Consider the following 19,986-nt stretch of genomic DNA (forward strand, 5'->3'; position numbering starts at 1 on the left):
CGTTCGCTATTTTGTTCGCCGCCGACCCCACCGGCTCATCGTCCCCCTGATCTCCGTACCCGCGAGGAGCCGGTCGTGGAATCCGAATCCACCGAGTCCACCGAGTCCGCCCCATCCCCCGTCACCACCTGCTATCGCCATCCCAAGGTGGAGTCCCATGTGCGCTGCACACGGTGCGACCGCTATATCTGCCCGGACTGCATGCGCGAGGCGGCCGTCGGTCACCAGTGCGTGGAGTGCGTGAAGGAGGGCGCCCGTTCGATCCGGCAGGCCCGCACGGCGTTCGGCGGCCGTATCTCGACCGTGCCCGTGGTGACGTACGTCCTGATCGCGCTCAACGTGCTGGCCTATGTGGGCGAGGTGGTGCGCCCGGCGATCGTGGACCGGTTCGAGATGCTGGGCGCGGGGCTGGCGGGGCCCGACGGCGGACACTACGTCTGGCAGGCCCAGCACCCCTACGACTTCCACCCGGAGGGCGTGGTCGACGGGGAGTGGTACCGGATGCTGACCGGTGCGTTCCTCCATCTGCCGCCCACCGAGGGCACGTTCGGGATTCTGCACATCGTGATGAACATGGTCTCGCTGTGGAACCTGGGCCGGGTGGTGGAGGCCCAGCTCGGCCGGATCCGCTTCGTCACGCTCTATCTGCTCTCCGCCCTCGGCGGCTCGGTCCTCGTGCTGGTGATCGCGCCGTACACGCCCACGCTCGGTGCGTCGGGTGCCATCTTCGGGCTGGGGGCCGCGTACTACGTCATGGCCCGCCGGCTGGGCGCCGACATGAGCGCCGTCAACCGTTTCATGGCGGGCCTGCTGCTGTGGCTGCTCGTCTCGGCGGGACTCACCTCCTGGCAGGGCCACCTCGGCGGACTGCTGGCGGGCGGGGTGGTCACTCTCGCCTACGCGTACGCGCCCCGGGACCGCCGCCGGGCGCTCGTCCAAGCGGTGGCGTGCGCCGCGCTGTTGGCGCTGCTGGTCATCGCGGCCGTCGGCAAGGTGTCCGGGCTGACGAGCGGAGCGGCCTGAGCGCTCCCTACTCTGAGCCCATGAAACGTGCTCGGCTCCTCCTGCTCGCGGTCCTGCCCCTGGTCGCGGTCGCGGTCGCGGTCTGCTTCCTCGCCCCGGGACTCACGGACGCGAGCGGGGCCGCCGGGCGCGCGGCGGGCGCGGGCCTCGCCGCCCCGGACAAGAAGGAGCTGGCGCAGAAGCTCGTGGCGAGCGCGGAGAACTCCACGCTCGACTGGCGCAGCGCGTACGCCTACATCGAGGACATCGGCGACGGCCAGGGCTACACGGCGGGCCTGATCGGCTTCTGCACCGGCACCCACGATCTGCTCGTCCTGGTCGAGGGCTACACGAAGGACCACCCGGACAACGGCCTCGCCCGCTACCTCCCCGCCCTGCGCAAGGTCGACGGGACGGACTCGCACGAGGGTCTCGGCCCGGGCTTCGTGGCGGCCTGGCGCAAGGAGGCCTCGGTGGCCGCCTTCCGCAGGGCGCAGGACGCCGAGCGGGACCGCGTCTACTTCGACCCCGCGGTGCGCCGCGCCAAACTCGACGGCCTCGGCACGCTGGGCCAGTTCATCTACTACGACGCCATGGTCATGCACGGGCCCGGCACCGGCGCGGGCGGCTTCTACGACCTGCGCACCCGTGCCATGGCCCAGGCCGACACCCCGGCCGAGGGCGGCTCCGAGAAGACCTACCTCGACATCTTCCTCGACGTCCGTCGCGCGGCGATGAAGACCGAGAGCGCCCACCACGACACGACCCGCATCGACACGGCCCAGCGGATGTTCCTGTACGACGGGAACCTGGACCTGCGCACACCGCTGGAGTGGAAGGTGTACGGGGAGACGTACCAGGTGCCGTAGCCCCTCCCCCACGGTGCCTGGGCCCTCCCCCACGGTGCCTGGGCCCCTCCGCCGAGGTGCCGCCCCTGCGCCCGGTCGGGCGGGCGCCGTCAGTGCTCGACGACCTCGCCGTCGCTCAGTTCCAGTACGCGGTCGGCCAGGCCCAGGAGTTGGGGGTCGTGCGTGGCGACCAGCGCCGTGACGCCCTCACTGGCGACCACCGCCCGCAGCAGCTCCATCACCGCCAGGCCGGTCTGCGCGTCCAGCTGTCCGGTCGGCTCGTCGGCGAGCAGCAGGGCCGGGTGGTTGGCGAGGGCGCGGGCGATGGACACCCGCTGCTGCTGCCCGCCGGAGAGCTCCGACGGGCGCTGGGCCCCGTGGTCGGCGAGCCCCACGAGGGCGAGCAGCAGGGCCACGCGCTCCTCACGTTCGCGGGGATCGGCCCTGCGCAGCCGCAGCGGCACTCCCACGTTCTCGGCCGCGGTGAGGATGGGGATGAGTCCGAAGGACTGGAAGATGTAGCCGATGCGGTCGCGGCGCAGTTCCAGCAGCTCGTTCTCACCGAGCGCGGACAGGTCGGTGCCGTCGACGAGGACGCGGCCGCGGTCCGGGCGGTCGAGGCCGCCGATCAGATGGAGCAGGGTCGTCTTGCCGGAGCCCGACCGGCCCTTGAGGGCGACGAGTTCACCGCGCCGCAGCTCGAAGGAGGCCCCGCGCAGCGCGTGCACGGCCACGGCGCCCGTGCCGTACGAGTGGTGCAGGTTCTCCACCCGCACCATCGGTTCGTCGGCGGATTCGCCCACGAGGGCGGCACCGGACCGCGTGCCGGTGTTCTCCGTCATCGACGCACCCCCTGCGGAATGGAACTCATGTACCCGGAACGGAATCCCATGATATTCATGGCGGGTTGGCGAGGGGGTGGCTCGGCCATCGGGTGGGGGACGAGTGACGGGCTTCTTGTTGCTGCGCGTTCGGGCGCATCGGCTGCTGCTCGGCGCCGCTCTGCTCGCGGTGCTGCTGACCGCCTCGGTGCTCGCCGCCCTCGCCGCGTTCTCCGCCTCGGTCGGGGACGCGGCGCTCCGACAGAACCTGAGCGGCCCGGCCGCGACCTCCGCCTCGCTCGTCATCAGCGCCGACGTACCCCGCGGCCGGGAGGAGGCGGCCCAGGACGCGGCGGTCCGTGGTGCGCGCCGGACCTTCGCCGGGCTTCCGGTGACCGTACGGACGCTGCGCGGCTCGGGGCCGTACGCGCTGCCCCGTTCCCTCCAGGGCACCGATGGCCGCGCGGGGCAACCGGACCTCACCCACTTCGCTGCCCTGGACCGGTCGCGGATCAGGCTGGTCTCGGGCACACCGCCCGGCCCGGCCCCGGCGGCGCGCACCGCTCCCGTGCCCGTCGCGCTGCCCGAAGTCGCCGCCGACCGGCTGAAGGTGCGGCCCGGCGCGCGGATCGCCCTGACCGACCGGCTGGGCGGCGCGCCCCTGACGGTCCGGGTCACCGGTGTGTACCGGGCCGCCGACAGCGCGGATCCGTACTGGCAGCTGGACACCCTCGGCGGTCACGGGGTGCGCACCGTCGACTTCACCACCTACGGCCCGCTGCTCGCCGACCCGTCCGTCCTCGCCTCCCGCACCTCCGCGGGCACCACCGGGTGGGTGGCGGCGGCCGACTACCGGAGTCTGACCACCGACGGCATCGACGCGCTGCGGGAGGCTGCGGCGCGCGAGCCCGAAGTGCTGCGCGAGAACGCGGCGTTCGGAGCCGGGGCGACCGTGCGGACGGCGCTGCCCGCCGTGCTCGACAGGACCGGGCGGGCGCTGCTCGTCTCCCGGTCCACGCTGATGATCGTCTCCGTCCAGCTGGTGCTGCTCGCCGGGTACGCGCTGCTGCTGGTGGCCCGGCTGCTCGACACCGAGCGGGCGGGGGAGACCGATCTGCTGAAGGCGCGGGGTGCCTCGCGCCGCCGGATCACGGGCCTCGCCGCGCTGGAGGCGCTGCTGCTCGCCGTGCCGGCGGCGGTGGGTGCCGCGCTGGTGTCCGGCCCGCTGGTGCGGCTGCTCGCCCGGTGGTCGTCCCTCGACCGGACCGGGGTGCGGCTCGGGGACGCTCCGGTGCTCCAGGTGTGGCTGGTCGCGGCCGGGGTCGCGGTGTGCTGCGCGGCGGCGGTCGTGGCGCCCGCGCTGGCCGCGACGGCGGGTGCGCCGCCGCGGCTGCGGCGCGTGCGGGCCGCGGCGGGCGCGGCGCCGGTGCGGGCCGGGGCCGACGTGGGGCTGCTGTTGATCGCGGCGGTGGCGTACTGGCAACTCGACCGGCAGACCGGCTCGTCCGGTGGCGGCGGGCTCAGCCGTGACCGGGCGGGCGATCTGGGCATCGATCCGCTGCTGGTCGCGGCGCCCGCACTGGCACTGCTGGCGGGCACGGTGCTGACGCTGCGGCTGCTGCCGCTGGGGGCACGGCTCGCGGAGCGGCGGGCCGCGAGCGGGCGGGGCCTGCCGGCGGCGCTGGCGGGCTGGCAGTTCAGCCGGCGTCCGCTGCGTGGGGCGGGGCCGGTGCTGCTGCTGGTCCTGGCCGTGACGACCGGGATGCTGGCGATCGGGCAGAGCGCGTCGTGGCAGCGGTCGCAGGGCGACCAGGCGGACTTCGGGACGGGTGCTTCCGTACGGGTGCTGGACGGCAGGCCGGGCAGCCCCGGCCAGACCGGTCTGTACGCCGCGCTGCCCGGGGTACGGGACGCCGCTCCCGCCTACCGCGCCACCACGGATCTCTCCGGCGGCCGCAGGGCGACGGTGCTCGCTCTGGACACGGCGCACGCCGGGGAGGGGATGCTGATGCGCGGCGATCTCGCCGACGAGCCCGTGGGGCGGCTGCTTGGGGGTCTCGCGCCTCGGGAGAAGGCGGCCGAAGCCTCGGTGTCGCTGCCCGAGGGCACCCGGCGGCTCGCGCTCGACCTGCGGATCGCCGACGAGACGGCGGCGACGGGCGGGACGACGGCCGCGGGTGAAGGGGCGAAGGCGGGGCGTTCTCCTTCCGGACTCGCGCCCCTGGTCACCGTCGTCGTCGAGGACGGCTACGGCATCGCGTACCGGCTGAGCGCCGGGAAGCTGCCCGTCGACGGCCGGGTCCACCGTGTCATCCTCGACCTGGACGTGTCGGCTTCGGGCGCCCGCGCCACGCCTGCCGGGCCGCTGCGGCTGACCGGGCTGCAGCTCGACGGCACGGTTCCCGCGGGCGAGCCCGAGCAGCACCGGCTCACCGTCGTACGGATGCTGTCCACGGGCCCCGGCAAAACCGCTCGCGCGGTCGCGGTGCCCGCCGGGGTGCGCTGGCGGGGCAGCAGGACCGAGACGGCGGACGGAGCGGCGCTCCCGTCGACGGCCCTGCGTCCGGCCGCGTCGAGGACGACCCCGCTGACGGTCTCGTACGGGACGGGCGACGCGCCCGGGAGCGAGGAGTCGCCCTCCGGCCCGCCGGAGTTCACCGTCCGCCTCGACGCCGCGCGGGCCACACATCCGGCACCGGTCGCGGCCGTCGCCACCCGGGCGTTTCTGCGCGCGGCCGGGACCGAGCCGGGCGAGAGCATCGACGTGACGCTGGACGGGGAGCGGCTGCGGGTGACGATCGTGCGGTCGGTGAGCGAGCTGCCGACGACCGGAACGGGCGCGGTCTGGGCCGGGACCTCCGCGGACGCGGCGGGAGCATCGGACGGTGCGGCGGACGAGGGCGGGGCGGACATGGCGGACGGGGGTGCGCTGTTGGTGGATCTGCGCGCCGTGAACGCCGTGTTCGCGCAGCGCGCACGCGCTCCGCTCGCACCGGCCGAATGGTGGCTGAGCACCGCCCCCGGCAGGGCCGCACAGGTCGCGGCCGCGTTGCGGGCGCGCCCCGACATCGAGCCGGACCAGGTGCTCGTACGGGACGAGGCCGCGGACCGGCTGCTGGGCGACCCGCTCGGCGCCGGGCCGCGCGCGGCGCTGCTGGCGGTGGCGGTGGCCGCCGCGGCTCTCGCCGCGGGCGGCTTCGCGGTGGGCACCGCGGGCTCCCGGCGCGAGCGGTCCGCGGAGTTCGCCGTGCTCAGGGCCCTGGGTGCGGGCCGCCGGGAACTCGCCCGGCTGGTCGCCGTGGAGCAGGGCCTGCTGATCGGGGCCGGTCTGCTCGCCGGTCTCGGCCTCGGCACCGTCCTGACCCGGGCGGTCGTCCCGCTGATCGTGCTGACCCCGGGTGCCGCGCGACCGGTCCCCCGCGTCCTCGTCGAACTCCCGGTGTCCCAGGTGGCGCTGCTCCTCGTGGGCGTCGCGGCCCTGCCCCTGCTGATCAGTGCCGCGACGGCTGTCCGCCGCGCCGCCCCGGCGGTCGCGCTCCGCCACCAGGGGGACAGCTGAGATGGCCCGGTGGAGGCAGCGCACGGAGCGCGGCGCGGCGCCCTGGGTGCGTACGCGGCTGCGGACCGCCCCCGGAGCGGCCGTCGCGTTCGGAGTGCTCGTGCTGGTCACGGCGTTCCTCGCGGCGGCGCTGCCGCGGGCCCTTGACGCGTACGAGACGAAAGGGCTGCGGCAGGAGATCGCCGGAGCGCCCCCGGCCGCGACCGTGGTGGAACTGAGCGCACCGCAGCCGGGGCTGGAGATCGCGCAGGCCACCAGGGAGAAGGCGGTACGGCCCCCGGCTCTCACGGCCGTCCGGCGCGCGGCACTGGCCAGGCTGCCCGCGCCGCTGCGGGCGGACACCAGGGAGTCGGCCTACGGGATGCGGACCTCCAAGAGTCTCGTCGGGCTGAACCCCTGGCTGCCGGTGATCGACGCGCCGCCCCGTTTCACGCTGGCCGCGCAGTCGGAACTCGCCGCCCACTCCACCGTGCGCGGCGGACGGCTCCCCACCGCCGCCGGGGAGGTGACGGCGGACACCAGGAAGGTCGAGGCCGCCGTGACCGAGGCGACCGCCCGGACGCTGCGGCTGCGGGTCGGTTCCGTCATCGACGTGGACGGCTTCGGGGGTGCGCCGCTGGTCGTGCGGATCACCGGGATCGTGGAGCCCCGGCATCCGCAGGGCGGTTACTGGTCCGCGGAGCCGGTCCTGCGTACCCCGGGCGTGGCCGCGGACTCGTCCCCCCCGCCGCAGTTCTACTGGGAGGCGGGCCTCCTGCTGGCACCCGACGCCGCCCCGGTGCTCCTCGGCAGCCAGGGACAGCCGGAGTTGTACTGGCGGTTCGCCCCCGCCACCGAACGGCTCACCGCACAGGACGTGACGGGGCTCGTCTCCCGGATCGCCTCCCTCGAAGGCGGGCCCGAGCTGCTGCGGATGCGCGAGGTGGCCGGGAGCACCGCGGCCGTCGCCACCGATCTGGAGACCGTCGTCGGCTCCTACACGACGACCCGCGCGGCGATCACGCCCGTCGTGGCGGTCGGGGCGTTCGGGATCGGTGCGGTCGCCGCCGTCGTCCTGGTGATGGCCGGCGGGCTGGTCGCCGTCCGCCGGGCCGCCGAACTCGCCCTGCTGCGTGCGCGGGGCGGCTCGCTGCGTGGGATCGCCGGACGGCTCCTTGCCGAGACCGCGGTCGTGGCGGTGCCCGCGGCCGCCGCCGGTCTGCTGCTCGCCGTGCTCAGCGTCGACGAGGCCCGGCTGCTGCCCGCCGTGCTCGGGGCGTCCGCCGTCGCTCTCCTCGCCTGTGCCGTACTGCCGGTGCGGGCGGTCGTGGCGCACCGCAGGCCGCGGGCGCACGCGGAGCGCGACGATCTCGCCCACGCCAGGCCTGGCAGACGCCGCACGGTCGCCGAACTCACCGTGCTGGTGCTGGCCGTCGGCTCGGTCGTGGCGCTGCGGCGGCGCGGCGCGTCCAGCGCGGGCGACCTTCTGGTGAGCGCCGCTCCGGTCCTGGTCGGGCTGATCGCGGCGCTGGTGCTCGTACGGCTGTATCCGCTGCCGCTGCGGTGGGCCGCCCGGCCGGCCGCGCGAGGGCGCGGGGTGGTCGGTTTCCTGTCGCTGGCCCGCGCGGGCCGCTCCTCGACGGTGGGCGTCGCGCTGCCGCTGCTGGCGCTGCTGCTGGCCCTGACGACGGCGGCGTTCGGCGGTTCCGTGCTCGCCGGGGTGTCCGACGCCCGGGACCGGGCCGCGCTGCTGGCGACCGGCGCGGACGCGCGGATCGCGGGACCGGGCGAGGTGACGCCGCTCCCGGCGGGCGTGGCGGGGGCGGTACGGAAGGTCGCGGGCGTACGTGCGGTGACGGCCGTGCGGATCGAGCGCACGGCGGAGCTCACCTCCGGCGGGGCAGGGGCGAAGGAGGGCCTGACGCTGATCGGGGTCGAGCCGGCGTCGTACGCCCGGCTGGCCCGGCAGACGGGCCTCGGGGCCTTCCCCGCGGAGGTGCTGAGGCCGAAGGGGGCGGAGGGTGCGGGGACGGGGGGTGTGCTGAACGCCGTCGCCTCCCCCGGTCTCGCGGAGCGCCTGGGCCGCGCACCGCGTCGGATCACGTCCCTCGCCGGTGACCTCACCGTCCGGATCGCCGCCGTACGCTCCCGCACCCCCGCCGCCCCCGGTGCCGACTTCCTGCTGGTCGACGCCGCGGGCCTCACACGCTCCGGCCCGACGACGCTGCTGGCGACCGGTGCCGCACTCGACGCACCGGCCCTGCGGACGGCCGTGCGCGGCGCCGGGAAGGGCCTCACCGTGACGTTGCGCGGCGAGGAACGGGCGGCGCTCTCCGATGCGCCGTTGCAGGCGGGCGCCGAGCGGATCTACACCACGGCCGCCCTGGCCGGTGCGGGGTACGCCGTGCTCGCCCTGCTGCTCTCCCTCCTTCAGTCGGCGCCGGAGCGGGCCGCGCTGCTGGCCCGGCTGCGCACTATGGGCCTCACACCCCGCCAGGGCCGTCGGCTGCTCAGCCTGGACGCGCTGCCCCAGGCGCTGCTCGCGGCCTCGGGCGGGATGCTCGCCGGCTGGGCCACGGTCCGGCTGCTCGCTCCCGGCATCGACCTGGAACGTCTCGCGCTGGCCACCGCGGCGGGCCGAGTTCCGGTGGTCGGCGCGTCGCTGCGTACCGACGTGTGGTCGCTGCTCCTGCCCGCGGCGGGCACGGTGCTGCTGGCGTGGGCGGTGGCCGTCGCGCAGGCCTGGTGGGCGGGGCGCCGTACGTCGATCACCGAACTCAGGACAGGAGGCATGCGATGACCCGTGCGACGACCTCGCGGACGAGCCTGGCGGAGCTGGAGCATCGGGCGGCGGCGCGCCGCGACCGGCCCGCGTACGGGCGGGACGCCCTGATCGCCTGCGACCGGCTGGTCCGCATCTTCTCCGGCCGGTCGGCCGGGGGCAACTCCCCCGGTCGCGGCGGCTCCGCGGGGGTGGAGGTGCAGGCGCTCCAGGGGCTCGATCTGCTGGTCCGGGAGGGCGAGTTGATGGCGCTGGTCGGCGCCTCCGGCAGCGGCAAGTCGACCCTGATGAACATCCTCGCCGGCCTCGACGTGCCCACCGCGGGCGCCGCGCGGGTCGCGGGCCGTGATCTGCTCACGATGAACGCGAAGGACCGGCTGCGCTACCGCCGTGAGGTGGTCGGTTTCGTCTGGCAGCAGACGGCCCGCAATCTCCTCCCTTATCTGACGGCGGCCCAGAACGTGGCGCTGCCCATGCAGTTGAAGGGTGGCCGGGGCCGCGGGAAGCGGCGGGCCGAGCGGGCGGAGGAGCTGCTCGCGATGCTCGGCGTCGCCGACTGCCACGGCCGCCGTCCGTCGCAGATGTCCGGCGGGCAGCAGCAGCGGGTCGCGATCGCCGTGGCCCTCGCCAACGCGCCGTCCGTGCTGCTCGCCGACGAGCCGACCGGCGAACTCGACTCGGCGACCGGCGCGGAGGTCTTCGCGGCGTTCCGCCGGGCCAACGAGGAGCTGGGCACGACGATCGTGATCGTCACGCACGACCAGGCGGTCGCCGGCGAGGTCCGGCGCGCGGTCGCGATCCGTGACGGCCGTACCTCGACGGAGGTGCTGCGCCGCACGGAGGTCGACGCGCAGGGCCAGGAGTCCCTGGTGGCACGGGAGTTCGCGACGCTGGACCGGGCCGGCCGGCTCCAGCTGCCCGCCGAGTACACCGCGGCCCTCGGGATGGAGGACCGGGTGATGCTGGAACTGGAGCAGGACCACATCGGGGTCTGGCCGGACGACACCGGGCGCCCGGCCGACTGAGACCGGCCACCACGACGCCCCGCCGCCGGCCCGACCTGCCGACGACGCACCACGGCGCCCACCACCGTCCGGTCGGGGACAAGGCAGGCGCCGCGTTCAGTTCCGTACGCCGTTGTACGGGACGTCTGTCGGGGTGGAGCGTCAGACCATCAGCGAGCGGTCCGTCGGGCGGATCGGGGCCGGCAGGTCGCTGGCCCCGGTCAGGAAGCGGTCGACCCCGCGGGCGGCCGAGCGGCCCTCCGCGATGGCCCAGACGATCAACGACTGGCCGCGGCCGGCGTCACCGGCGACGTACACGCCGGGCACGTTGGTCGCGAACTCGGCGTCGCGGGCGATGTTGCCGCGCGCGTCGAGCTCCAGGCCGAACTGCGAGACCACGCCGTTCTCGACGTCGGTGCCGGTGAAGCCCATGGCCAGCGTGACCAGCTGGGCGGGGATCTTGCGCTCCGTGCCCGGCTTCTGGTTCAGCTTGCCGTCGACGAACTCGACCTCGGTGAGGTGCAGCCACTGGACGTTGCCGTCCTCGTCGCCCTCGAAGTGGGTGGTGGAGACCGCGTAGACGCGGTCACCGCCCTCCTCGTGCGCGGAGGTGACCTTGTAGAGCATCGGGAACGTCGGCCAGGGCTGGCCCGGGTTCCGCTCCTCGCCCGGTCGCGGCATGATCTCCAGCTGGGTGACCGAGGCCGCGCCCTGGCGGTGGGCGGTGCCCACGCAGTCCGCGCCGGTGTCGCCGCCGCCGATGACCACGACGTGCTTGCCCTCGGCCGTGATCGGGGGCGCCACGTAGTCGCCCTCCTGCACCTTGTTGGCCAGCGGCAGGTACTCCATGGCCTGGTGGATGCCCTTGAGCTCGCGGCCGGGGACCGGGAGGTCACGCGCGGTCGTCGCGCCGGCGGCGATGACCACGGCGTCGTACCGCTTGCGCAGGTCCGTCGCCTTGAGGTCGCGGCCGATCTCGATGCCGGTGCGGAAGCGGGTGCCCTCCGCGCGCATCTGCTCGATGCGACGGTTGATGTGCCGCTTCTCCATCTTGAACTCGGGGATGCCGTAGCGCAGCAGGCCGCCGACGCGGTCGGCACGCTCGTACACGGCGACCGTGTGGCCCGCCCGGGTGAGCTGCTGGGCGGCGGCCAGGCCCGCCGGGCCCGAGCCGATGACGGCGACGGTCTTGCCCGACAGGCGCTCCGGGATCCGCGGGGCGACGTCGCCCGTGTCCCACGCCTTGTCGATGATCGAGACCTCGACGTTCTTGATGGTCACGGCGGGCTGGTTGATGCCGAGCACGCACGCCGACTCGCAGGGAGCGGGGCACAGGCGGCCCGTGAACTCCGGGAAGTTGTTCGTGGCGTGCAGACGCTCGGACGCGGCTCCCCAGTCCTCGCGGTAGGCGTAGTCGTTCCACTCGGGGATCAGGTTCCCCAGCGGACAGCCGTTGTGGCAGAACGGGATCCCGCAGTCCATGCATCGGCTGGCCTGCTTGGAGATGATCGGGAGCAGCGAACCGGGAACGTAGACCTCGTTCCAGTCCTTGACGCGCTCCTCGACGGGGCGGGTCCTGGCGACCTCGCGGCCGTGGTTCAAAAAGCCCTTGGGATCAGCCATTGGTCGCCGCCTCCATCATCTTCTCGGTGATCTCGGACTCGGGGAGTCCGGCTCGCTCGGCGGCGTCCTTGGCGGCGAGCACTGCCTTGTACGTGCTGGGGATGATCTTGCTGAAGCGGGACGCACCCCCGTCGATGCTGTCCCACTCGGCCAGGAGCTTCTCGGCGACGGTCGAGCCGGTCTCCTCCTGGTGGCGGCGCACCACGTCGTGCAGCCACTGCTTGTCGGTCTCGTCGAGGGCCTCGACGGCGCCCACGTTGCCGGCGTTGACGTTGTCGCGGTTCAGGTCGACGACGTACGCGATGCCGCCGGACATGCCGGCCGCGAAGTTGCGGCCCGTCTCGCCGAGGACGACCGCGTGGCCGCCGGTCATGTACTCGCAGCCGTGGTCGCCCACGCCCTCGGAGACCACCGTCGCGCCGGAGTTGCGGACGCAGAAGCGCTCGCCGGTGCGGCCGCGCAGGAAGAGCTCGCCGCCCGTCGCGCCGTACGCGATGGTGTTGCCCGCGATGGTCGAGTACTCGGCGAGGTGGTCGGCGCCCCGGTCGGGACGGACGATCACCCGGCCGCCGGAGAGGCCCTTGCCGACGTAGTCGTTGGCGTCACCCTCCAGGCGCAGCGTGACACCGCGCGGCAGGAAGGCGCCGAAGGACTGGCCCGCGGAGCCGGTGAAGGTGATGTCGATGGTGTCGTCGGGCAGGCCCCCGCCACCGAACTTCTTCGTCACCTCGTGGCCGAGCATGGTGCCGACCGTGCGGTTGATGTTGCGGATCGCGACCTGGGCGCGCACCGGCTGGGCGTCGGCCTGGGTGTTCGCGGCCAGCGCGTCGGCGGCGAGCTTGATCAGCTCGTTGTCGAGCGCCTTCTCCAGACCGTGGTCCTGGGCGACGACCTGGTGGCGCACCGCGCCCTCGGGCAGCTCGGGCACGTGGAAGAGCGGGGACAGGTCCAGGCCCTGCGCCTTCCAGTGGGTGACCGCCCGCTCCACGTCGAGGTTCTCGGCGTGGCCGACGGCCTCCTCGATCGTGCGGAAGCCGAGCTCGGCGAGGATCTCGCGGACCTCTTCGGCGATGAACTTGAAGAAGTTCACGACGTACTCGGCCTTGCCGGCGAAGCGGTCGCGCAGCACCGGGTTCTGGGTGGCGATGCCGACCGGGCAGGTGTCCAGGTGGCAGACGCGCATCATGACGCAGCCGGAGACGACGAGCGGCGCGGTCGCGAAACCGAACTCCTCGGCGCCGAGCAGCGCGGCGATGACGACGTCACGGCCGGTCTTCAGCTGGCCGTCGGTCTGCACGACGATACGGTCGCGCAGGCCGTTGAGCAGCAGCGTCTGCTGGGTCTCGGCGAGGCCGAGCTCCCAGGGGCCGCCCGCGTGCTTCAGGGAGGTCAGCGGGGAGGCGCCCGTACCGCCGTCGTGGCCGGAGATGAGCACCACGTCCGCGTGCGCCTTGGAGACACCCGCGGCGACCGTGCCGACACCGACCTCGGAGACCAGCTTGACGTGAATCCGCGCCTGCGGGTTCGCGTTCTTGAGGTCGTGGATCAGCTGGGCCAGGTCCTCGATGGAGTAGATGTCGTGGTGCGGGGGCGGGGAGATCAGGCCCACGCCCGGGGTGCTGTGCCGGGTCTTGGCGACCCAGGGGTAGACCTTGTGGCCGGGCAGCTGACCGCCCTCGCCGGGCTTGGCACCCTGCGCCATCTTGATCTGGATGTCGTCGGCGTTGACCAGGTACTCCGACGTGACGCCGAAGCGGCCGGAGGCGACCTGCTTGATCGACGAGCGGCGCGCCGGGTCGTAGAGCCGGTCCGCGTCCTCGCCGCCCTCGCCGGTGTTGGACTTGCCGCCCAGCTGGTTCATGGCGATGGCGAGGGTCTCGTGCGCCTCCTTGGAGATGGAGCCGTACGACATGGCGCCGGTGGAGAAGCGCTTGACGATCTCGCTCACCGGCTCGACCTCGTCGAGCGGGATCGGCTGCCGGTCGGACGTGAAGCCGAACAGACCGCGGAGCGTCATCAGGCGCTCGGACTGCTCGTTCACCCGGTCCGTGTACTTCTTGAAGATGTCGTAGCTGCCGGAGCGCGTCGAGTGCTGGAGGCGGAAGACCGTCTCCGGGTCGAACAGGTGCGGCTCGCCCTCGCGGCGCCACTGGTACTCGCCGCCTATGTCGAGGGCGCGGTGCGCCGGGGCGATGCCGGAGGCCGGGTAGGCCTTGGCGTGCCGCGCCGCGACCTCCTTGGCGATGACGTCGAGACCTGCGCCGCCGATCTTGGTGGCGGTGCCGTTGAAGTACTTCTCGACGAAGGCCTGGTCGAGGCCGACGGCCTCGAAGACCTGGGCGCCGCGGTAGGAGGCGACGGTGGAGATGCCCATCTTGGACATGACCTTGAGGACGCCCTTGCCGAGCGCGTAGATCAGGTTGCGGATGGCCTGCTCGGCCTCGATACCGGTCAGGAAGGTGTCGGCGCGGACCAGGTCCTCGACCGACTCCATCGCCAGGTAGGGGTTGACCGCGGCGGCGCCGAAGCCGATGAGGAGGGCCACGTGGTGGACCTCGCGGACGTCGCCCGCCTCGACCAGCAGGCCCACCTGGGTGCGCTGCTTGGTGCGGATGAGGTGGTGGTGGACGGCCGCGGTGAGCAGCAGCGAGGGGATCGGCGCGTGCTCGGCGTCGGAGTGGCGGTCCGACAGGACGATCAGACGGGCGCCGTTCTCGATGGCGGCGTCGGCCTCCGCGCAGATCTCCTCGATCCGCGCGGCGAGGGAGTCGCCGCCACCGCTGACCCGGTAGAGACCGGACAGGGTCGCGGCCTTCATGCCCGGCATGTCGCCGTCGGCGTTGATGTGGATGAGCTTGGCCAGCTCGTCGTTGTCGATCACCGGGAAGGGCAGGGTGACGCTACGACAGGACGCCGCGGTGGGCTCCAGGAGGTTGCCCTGCGGGCCGAGCGAGGAGCGCAGCGAGGTGACGAGCTCCTCGCGGATCGCGTCCAGCGGCGGGTTGGTGACCTGCGCGAACAGCTGGGTGAAGTAGTCGAAGAGCAGACGCGGGCGCGCGGACAGGGCCGCGATCGGGGAGTCCGTGCCCATGGAGCCCAGCGGCTCACCGCCGGTGTTGGCCATCGGCGCGAGGATGATGCGCAGCTCTTCCTCGGTGTAGCCGAAGGTCTGCTGGCGGCGGGTGACCGAGGCGTGGGTGTGCACGATGTGCTCGCGCTCGGGGAGGTCGGAGAGCTCGATCTCGCCGGCTTCCAGCCACTCCGTGTACGGCTTGTCGGCGACGAGGGCGGCCTTGATCTCGTCGTCCTCGATGATGCGGTGCTCGGCGGTGTCGACGAGGAACATCTTGCCGGGCTGGAGGCGGCCCTTGCGGACGACCTTCGCGGGGTCGATGTCGAGGACGCCGACCTCGGAGCCGAGGACGACGAGACCCTCGTCGGTGACCCAGTAGCGGCCGGGGCGCAGACCGTTGCGGTCGAGGACCGCGCCGACCTGGGTGCCGTCGGTGAAGGTGACACAGGCCGGGCCGTCCCAGGGCTCCATCATCGTGGAGTGGAACTGGTAGAAGGCGCGGCGGGCCGGGTCCATGGAGTCGTGGTTCTCCCACGCCTCCGGGATCATCATCAGCACGGAGTGCGGGAGCGAGCGACCGCCGAGGTGGAGGAGCTCGAGCACCTCGTCGAAGGAGGCGGAGTCGGACGCGTCGGGCGTACAGACCGGGAAGACCCGCTCCAGGCCCTTGTCACCGAAGAGGTCGGAGACCAGCTGGGACTCGCGGGCCTTCATCCAGTTGCGGTTGCCCTTGACCGTGTTGATCTCGCCGTTGTGCGCGACGAAGCGGTACGGGTGGGCGAGCGGCCAGCTCGGGAAGGTGTTGGTGGAGAACCGGGAGTGCACGAGCGCGATCGCGGAGGCGAAGCGGCGGTCGGACAGGTCCGGGAAGAAGGGCTCCAGCTGGCCGGTGGTCAGCATGCCCTTGTAGACGATGGTGCGCGCGGAGAGCGACGGGAAGTACACGTCGGCCTCGCGCTCGGCGCGCTTGCGCAGCACGAACGCCTTGCGGTCCAGCTCGATGCCGGTCGAGACGCCGTCCGCGACGAAGATCTGGCGGAAGGCGGGCATCGTGGAGCGGGCGGTGGCGCCGAGCAGTTCGGGGGCGACCGGGACCTCGCGCCAGCCGAGGACGGTCAGGCCCTCGTCGGCGGCGATCGTCTCGATCCGTGAGACGGCGTCCTCGGTGCCGTCCTTCGGCAGGAAGGCGATACCGACCGCGTACGCGCCGGCCGCGGGCAGCTCGAATCCGGCCACCTCACGGAGGAACGCGTCGGGGACCTGGGACAGGATGCCCGCACCGTCGCCCGAGTCGGGCTCGGCGCCGGTGGCGCCCCGGTGCTCCAGGTTGCGCAGCACGGTGAGCGCCTGCTCGACCAGCGCGTAGCTCGCCTGACCGGTGAGGGTGGCCACGAAGCCGACGCCACAGGCGTCGTGCTCGTTGCGGGGGTCGTACATACCCTGTGCAGCAGGGCGAGCATCCATGAAGGACCAGTTCTGGCCATTCGTGGAGTGCTGGGACGGCTGGCGCGGCGTACGCATCGGCTCTCCCGTCGTCGTCGTGGCTGGGGGCACCTCCCAGGCTCTTCGGCTCTGGGGGAGCATGTGCCGAGGGACGACGTTGGCCCTCTGCTTAGGGGTGCAAAATTTCGTGCAGGTTACATGATGGGGTGGTTCTCGGGAACCGGATACTGCGTTCCAACATGCGGACACCCAGGGGTGGCGTGGGGGTACCTCGCACGACAGTGAAGTTAAGGGGGCCTAAGCGGACAGATCGGTGTCCGTGGGCCCGGAGTGCGGCGGGCAACGTCACCCACCGCGCTGGCGCGGCGCAGGCCTCATTGCCCGCAGCGCTTACGGCTCATTCCCAGTGGTTAAGCAATCGAAACCAGCGAGTAACGGCTACTTATGCAGTCCCTTGCATAAGTGCGCGAGACATCATCCTACGGCGGTACCGAACAGGCTGCCCAGGACGTATGTCACACCCGCCGCGGCACCCCCGAGCGCGAGCTGCCGGATTCCGCTGTACCACCAGGTTCGAGCCGTCACCCGGGCCACGATCGCCCCGCACGCGAAGAGCCCGATCAGCGCGAGCAGCAGCGCGGGCCACAGGACGGTCGCGCCGAGCAGATACGGCAGCAGGGGGAGCAGGGCGCCCAGGGCGAAGGAGCCGAAGCTCGACACGGCGGCGACGGCCGGGGAGGGCAGGTCGCCGGGGTCGATGCCGAGCTCTTCGCGGGCGTGTATCTCCAGGGCCTGTTCGGGGTCGCGCGAGAGCTGCTTGGCCACTTCGCGGGCGAGCGCGGAATCGACGCCGCGCGACTCGTACAGTGCGGCGAGCTCGCGCTCCTCGTCCTCCGGATGCTTTCTCAACTCACGGCGCTCGACGTCGAGTTCGGCCTGGACGAGTTCGCGCTGCGAGGCGACGGAGGTGTACTCGCCCGCGGCCATGGAGAAGGCGCCGGCGGCCAGGCCCACGAGCCCGGTGATGACGATCGTCCGATGGGAGACGGACCCGCCGGCGACACCGGTCATCAGGGCGAGGTTGGACACGAGCCCGTCCATCGCACCGAACACGGCCGGGCGCAGCCATCCGCCGTTCACGTCCCGGTGGGTGTGGTTGTCGCGGTGCGCCTCGTGCAGCGTCGCTTCGGTCTCGATGATGGACATACCGGTCCCCCAGGATCCGTCGATTGGACTGTTTCTACTTTTCGACAACCACGAAACTACGCCTGGAATTTCTTCTCCGCCAGCAAGGAAAGGCTGGGCTAACCTGCGGTTTTACCCTCAAGCGCTCATCCGTGAAGGATCATGCACAGATGTCGACCGGGTGAATGAGGAGCCGCGGACGGCTCCCCCCGCCCCCTCCCGTGGGACACATCCCCAAAGGGCTCTGCGCCCTGAGAGGAGAGGCACCGTATGGCTTCCATCGCCTGCATTCCCTCCGTCCCGGCACCCGGGGACTCGGCCGCTCTGCGCGAGCGGGCCCGCGGCGCGCTGCTCGGCCTCGCCGTCGGGGACGCGCTGGGCGCGCCCGCCGAGAACATGAGGCCGTCGCAGATCCGCGCGAAGTGGGGACGGATCACGGGGTACGTCGCCGAGCACCCGGCCGGGACGGACGACACGGAGTACGCGATCTTCTCGGGACTGCTGCTGGCCCGGCACGGTTCGGCGCTCACCGTGACGCATGTCGAGGCGGCCTGGCACCAGTGGATCGCCGACCGCGACGAGGGGCCGTTCCGGGGCGCCGGCTTCAGCGAGCGCGGCACCCTGGAGAACCTGCGCCGGGGACTCGCGGCCCCCATCTCCGCCCAGCACCGGCACGCCTGGAGCGACGGTCTGGCGATGCGCGCGGCCCCCTTCGGCGTCTTCGCGGCGGGCCGCCCGGCGGAGGCGGCGCGGCTGGTGGCGATCGACGGCTCGGTGAGCCACGAAGGCGAGGGCATCTACGGCGGCCAGGCGGTCGCTGCGGGGGTCGCGGCGGCCATGGCGGGCGCGGCCACGATCGCGGTGGTCGCCTCCGCGCTCGCCGTGATCCCGGACGACTCCTGGACGGCCCGCTCCCTGCGCCGGGCGGTGACCGTCGCCCACCGCGGGGAACGGGCGGTCCGCTCGGCGGTCGTCATCGGCGGCTACCCCTGGACCGACCTGGCCCCGGAGGCCGTCGCCCTCGCCTTCGGCGCGTACGCCGCAGCCGACGGCGACTTCACCGAGTCCGTCCTGACCGCCGTCAACATGGGCCGCGACGCCGACACCACGGCCGCGGTGGCGGGCGCGCTGGCCGGGGCGACCCGGGGCGCCGCCGCGATCCCGGCGGACTGGGCGGCGGCGATCGGCCCGGCACGCGGCAGCTGCCTGCCCTCCATGGCGGGCCACCACGTACTGGACGTGGCGGAACTGCTCACACCGGGGGACGACGGGAAGTGGGGAACCGGGAGCACGGCACCTCCTCCCCCCGACCTGTACGCCCTCACCAGCGATTACATCCTTGCCGACGACGATGACGAGGTGCAGCCATGAGACCCGGCCTGGTGGGCGACGAACCCGGTACGGGATCGGCCTCGGCACCGGAAGCCGGGGGACCGGTCTCGATCTGCGACATCGAGGACTCCCCCACGACGACCGACACCGGGGACTCACTCTCGTCGGGCACGGCCCCCCGTACCGAACCGGGCGCCGCCCCCGCACCGGCCCCGCGCCCCCGCCGGATCGAGGGCCTCCTGCTCGGGCTGGCCGCGGGCGACGCCGCGGGCTGGCCCGCCGGCCGGCACCGCGCGGCCCGGATGCCCGAGTGGACCCGGCGGCTGACCCGCGAGCTGGACACCTTCGCGGAACAGAACGCGACGACGACCCTGCCCGTGCCGATCGCGCTGAACCAGCCGCCGGAACCCCTGCGGCTCGGCCCGTCGGACGACGCGGAATGGGCGGCGTTCGCGGCGGAGGCCGTGCTGCGCGCCGGGGACCGCAGCGCGCTCGGCGACCTGAGCCGGGAACGCCGGATGCGGGCGTCCATCGACCTGTCCTGGAACGCCGTCGCCAGCGAGGTCGCCGCGGCCGCCGAGCGCGCCCCCGAGGTCGAGTCCGCGCTGCTCCCCCTGCGCGCCCGGATCTCCGTACGGGCGGGCCTGGGCAACCTCGCCACCGGGCTGCGCCCACCCGCCACCGGCCACGACAACCCGCACTACTTCGACGACGCGGCCTGCGTACGGGCCTGTGTGCTCGCCGTGGCACATCCGGGCGACCCCCGACTCGCCGCGGAACTCGCCGAGTTCGACGCCCGCTACAGCCAGGACGGCGACGGGGTGCACGGCGCCCGCGCGATGGCCGCGGCCCTCGCGCTCGCCCTCGCCGGGGCCGACGTCGACGCCTGCGCGGACGCCGCCCTCGCCGAGCTCCCCGAGTCGACGGAGATCGGCCGCAACGCACGGCACGCACTGCGGCTCGCCCGCGCCAGCGAGGACACCTTCGCCCTGGTCCCCCTCCTGGAACACCAGATCGTCGACCACGTCTACAGCTACGGCATCGCGGCGGCGGAGACCGTGCCGGTCGCCCTCGCCCTGGCCACCGCCGCACGCGGCCGGATCGCGGAGGCGGTGCCCGCCGCCGCCTGTCTGTCCCGGGTGGCGGACTCGGCCCCGGCCCTCGCGGGCGCGCTCACCGGCGCGCTGGGCGGCGGCGCCGCGATCCCCGCCTCCTGGCGCAACGCCTGCCGCATCCTGTCCGGCTGCGCGCTGCCCCGGCTCACGGGCACGGACCTGATCGGACTCGCCGACCTCCTGGAAGCGACGGAACTGGCCACCCCAGAGGGATGATTCG

11 protein-coding genes are annotated in these 19,986 nt (G+C 73.4%); 7 read left to right on the forward strand and 4 right to left on the reverse strand.

Annotated features, from left to right (window positions below; genetic code table 11):
• Positions 1-75: 75 nt before the first annotated feature.
• Together ACIRA5_RS22565 and ACIRA5_RS22570 are read left to right on the forward strand one after the other, a co-directional pair.
• Entirely contained in the window at positions 76-1,023 is a 948-nt protein-coding gene (locus tag ACIRA5_RS22565; protein ID WP_403693224.1) for a rhomboid family intramembrane serine protease, read from the forward strand.
• A 20-nt stretch (positions 1,024-1,043) separates the two neighbouring features.
• On the forward strand, positions 1,044-1,871 hold the full coding sequence (locus tag ACIRA5_RS22570; RefSeq protein ID WP_403693226.1) for a chitosanase: 828 nt from the start codon (positions 1,044-1,046) through the stop codon (positions 1,869-1,871).
• A gap of 89 nt (positions 1,872-1,960) precedes the next feature.
• On the opposite strand, the gene ACIRA5_RS22575 is transcribed toward ACIRA5_RS22570, so the two are convergent.
• Positions 1,961-2,692: an ABC transporter ATP-binding protein gene (locus tag ACIRA5_RS22575; RefSeq protein WP_352046536.1), complete on the reverse strand. Its 732-nt coding sequence runs from the start codon at positions 2,690-2,692 to the stop codon at positions 1,961-1,963.
• A gap of 103 nt (positions 2,693-2,795) precedes the next feature.
• Here ACIRA5_RS22575 and ACIRA5_RS22580 point away from each other — a divergent pair, with 103 nt between their 5' ends.
• The 3 genes from ACIRA5_RS22580 to ACIRA5_RS22590 are packed head-to-tail and all read left to right on the forward strand — an operon-like array spanning position 2,796 to position 10,016.
• A complete protein-coding gene (locus ACIRA5_RS22580; RefSeq protein ID WP_403693228.1) occupies positions 2,796-6,230 on the forward strand; it encodes an FtsX-like permease family protein in 3,435 nt (1,144 codons plus the stop codon).
• Between the two features lies 1 nt (position 6,231).
• The gene (locus ACIRA5_RS22585) at positions 6,232-9,009 is read left to right on the forward strand and encodes an ABC transporter permease (protein ID WP_403693230.1); all 2,778 of its coding nucleotides are present in this window, start codon (positions 6,232-6,234) and stop codon (positions 9,007-9,009) included.
• On the forward strand, positions 9,006-10,016 hold the full coding sequence (locus ACIRA5_RS22590; RefSeq protein WP_403693231.1) for an ABC transporter ATP-binding protein: 1,011 nt from the start codon (positions 9,006-9,008) through the stop codon (positions 10,014-10,016). Before ACIRA5_RS22585 ends, ACIRA5_RS22590 begins: the two co-directional genes overlap by 4 nt.
• A gap of 141 nt (positions 10,017-10,157) precedes the next feature.
• On the opposite strand, the gene ACIRA5_RS22595 is transcribed toward ACIRA5_RS22590, so the two are convergent.
• The 3 genes from ACIRA5_RS22595 to ACIRA5_RS22605 all read right to left on the reverse strand — a co-directional run bounded on the left by ACIRA5_RS22595 (position 10,158) and on the right by ACIRA5_RS22605 (position 17,340).
• Positions 10,158-11,618, reverse strand: coding sequence for a glutamate synthase subunit beta (locus tag ACIRA5_RS22595; RefSeq protein WP_403693232.1), 1,461 nt, complete (start codon positions 11,616-11,618; stop codon positions 10,158-10,160).
• Positions 11,611-16,212 carry a glutamate synthase large subunit gene (gltB, locus tag ACIRA5_RS22600; protein WP_403693234.1) on the reverse strand — a complete coding sequence of 1,534 codons (4,602 nt, stop codon included), beginning with the start codon at positions 16,210-16,212 and terminating at the stop codon, positions 11,611-11,613. The genes ACIRA5_RS22595 and gltB overlap by 8 nt, the downstream gene beginning before the upstream one ends.
• Positions 16,213-16,608: 396 nt before the next feature.
• Positions 16,609-17,340: a VIT1/CCC1 transporter family protein gene (locus ACIRA5_RS22605; RefSeq protein ID WP_403693236.1), complete on the reverse strand. Its 732-nt coding sequence runs from the start codon at positions 17,338-17,340 to the stop codon at positions 16,609-16,611.
• 249 nt (positions 17,341-17,589) lie between these two features.
• Between ACIRA5_RS22605 and ACIRA5_RS22610 the strand changes: the two genes are divergently transcribed.
• Together ACIRA5_RS22610 and ACIRA5_RS22615 are read left to right on the forward strand one after the other, a co-directional pair.
• Positions 17,590-18,690, forward strand: coding sequence for an ADP-ribosylglycohydrolase family protein (locus ACIRA5_RS22610; protein ID WP_403693237.1), 1,101 nt, complete (start codon positions 17,590-17,592; stop codon positions 18,688-18,690).
• Entirely contained in the window at positions 18,687-19,982 is a 1,296-nt protein-coding gene (locus ACIRA5_RS22615) for an ADP-ribosylglycohydrolase family protein (protein ID WP_403693238.1), read from the forward strand. The genes ACIRA5_RS22610 and ACIRA5_RS22615 overlap by 4 nt, the downstream gene beginning before the upstream one ends.
• Positions 19,983-19,986 lie beyond the last annotated feature (4 nt).

The organism is Streptomyces sp. NPDC096311 (assembly GCF_044763085.1).
In the GTDB taxonomy this organism is placed as follows: Bacteria; Actinomycetota; Actinomycetes; order Streptomycetales; family Streptomycetaceae; genus Streptomyces.

Coding starts and splice junctions, on each gene's coding strand:
- ACIRA5_RS22570 (WP_403693226.1), top strand. CDS start 1,044: ATGAAACGTGCTCGGCTCCTCCTGCTCGCGGTCCTGCCCCTGGTCGCG.
- ACIRA5_RS22575 (WP_352046536.1), bottom strand. CDS start 2,692: ATGACGGAGAACACCGGCACGCGGTCCGGTGCCGCCCTCGTGGGCGAA.
- ACIRA5_RS22585 (WP_403693230.1), top strand. CDS start 6,232: ATGGCCCGGTGGAGGCAGCGCACGGAGCGCGGCGCGGCGCCCTGGGTG.
- ACIRA5_RS22590 (WP_403693231.1), top strand. CDS start 9,006: ATGACCCGTGCGACGACCTCGCGGACGAGCCTGGCGGAGCTGGAGCAT.
- ACIRA5_RS22595 (WP_403693232.1), bottom strand. CDS start 11,618: ATGGCTGATCCCAAGGGCTTTTTGAACCACGGCCGCGAGGTCGCCAGG.
- gltB (WP_403693234.1), bottom strand. CDS start 16,212: ATGCGTACGCCGCGCCAGCCGTCCCAGCACTCCACGAATGGCCAGAAC.
- ACIRA5_RS22605 (WP_403693236.1), bottom strand. CDS start 17,340: ATGTCCATCATCGAGACCGAAGCGACGCTGCACGAGGCGCACCGCGAC.
- ACIRA5_RS22610 (WP_403693237.1), top strand. CDS start 17,590: ATGGCTTCCATCGCCTGCATTCCCTCCGTCCCGGCACCCGGGGACTCG.
- ACIRA5_RS22615 (WP_403693238.1), top strand. CDS start 18,687: ATGAGACCCGGCCTGGTGGGCGACGAACCCGGTACGGGATCGGCCTCG.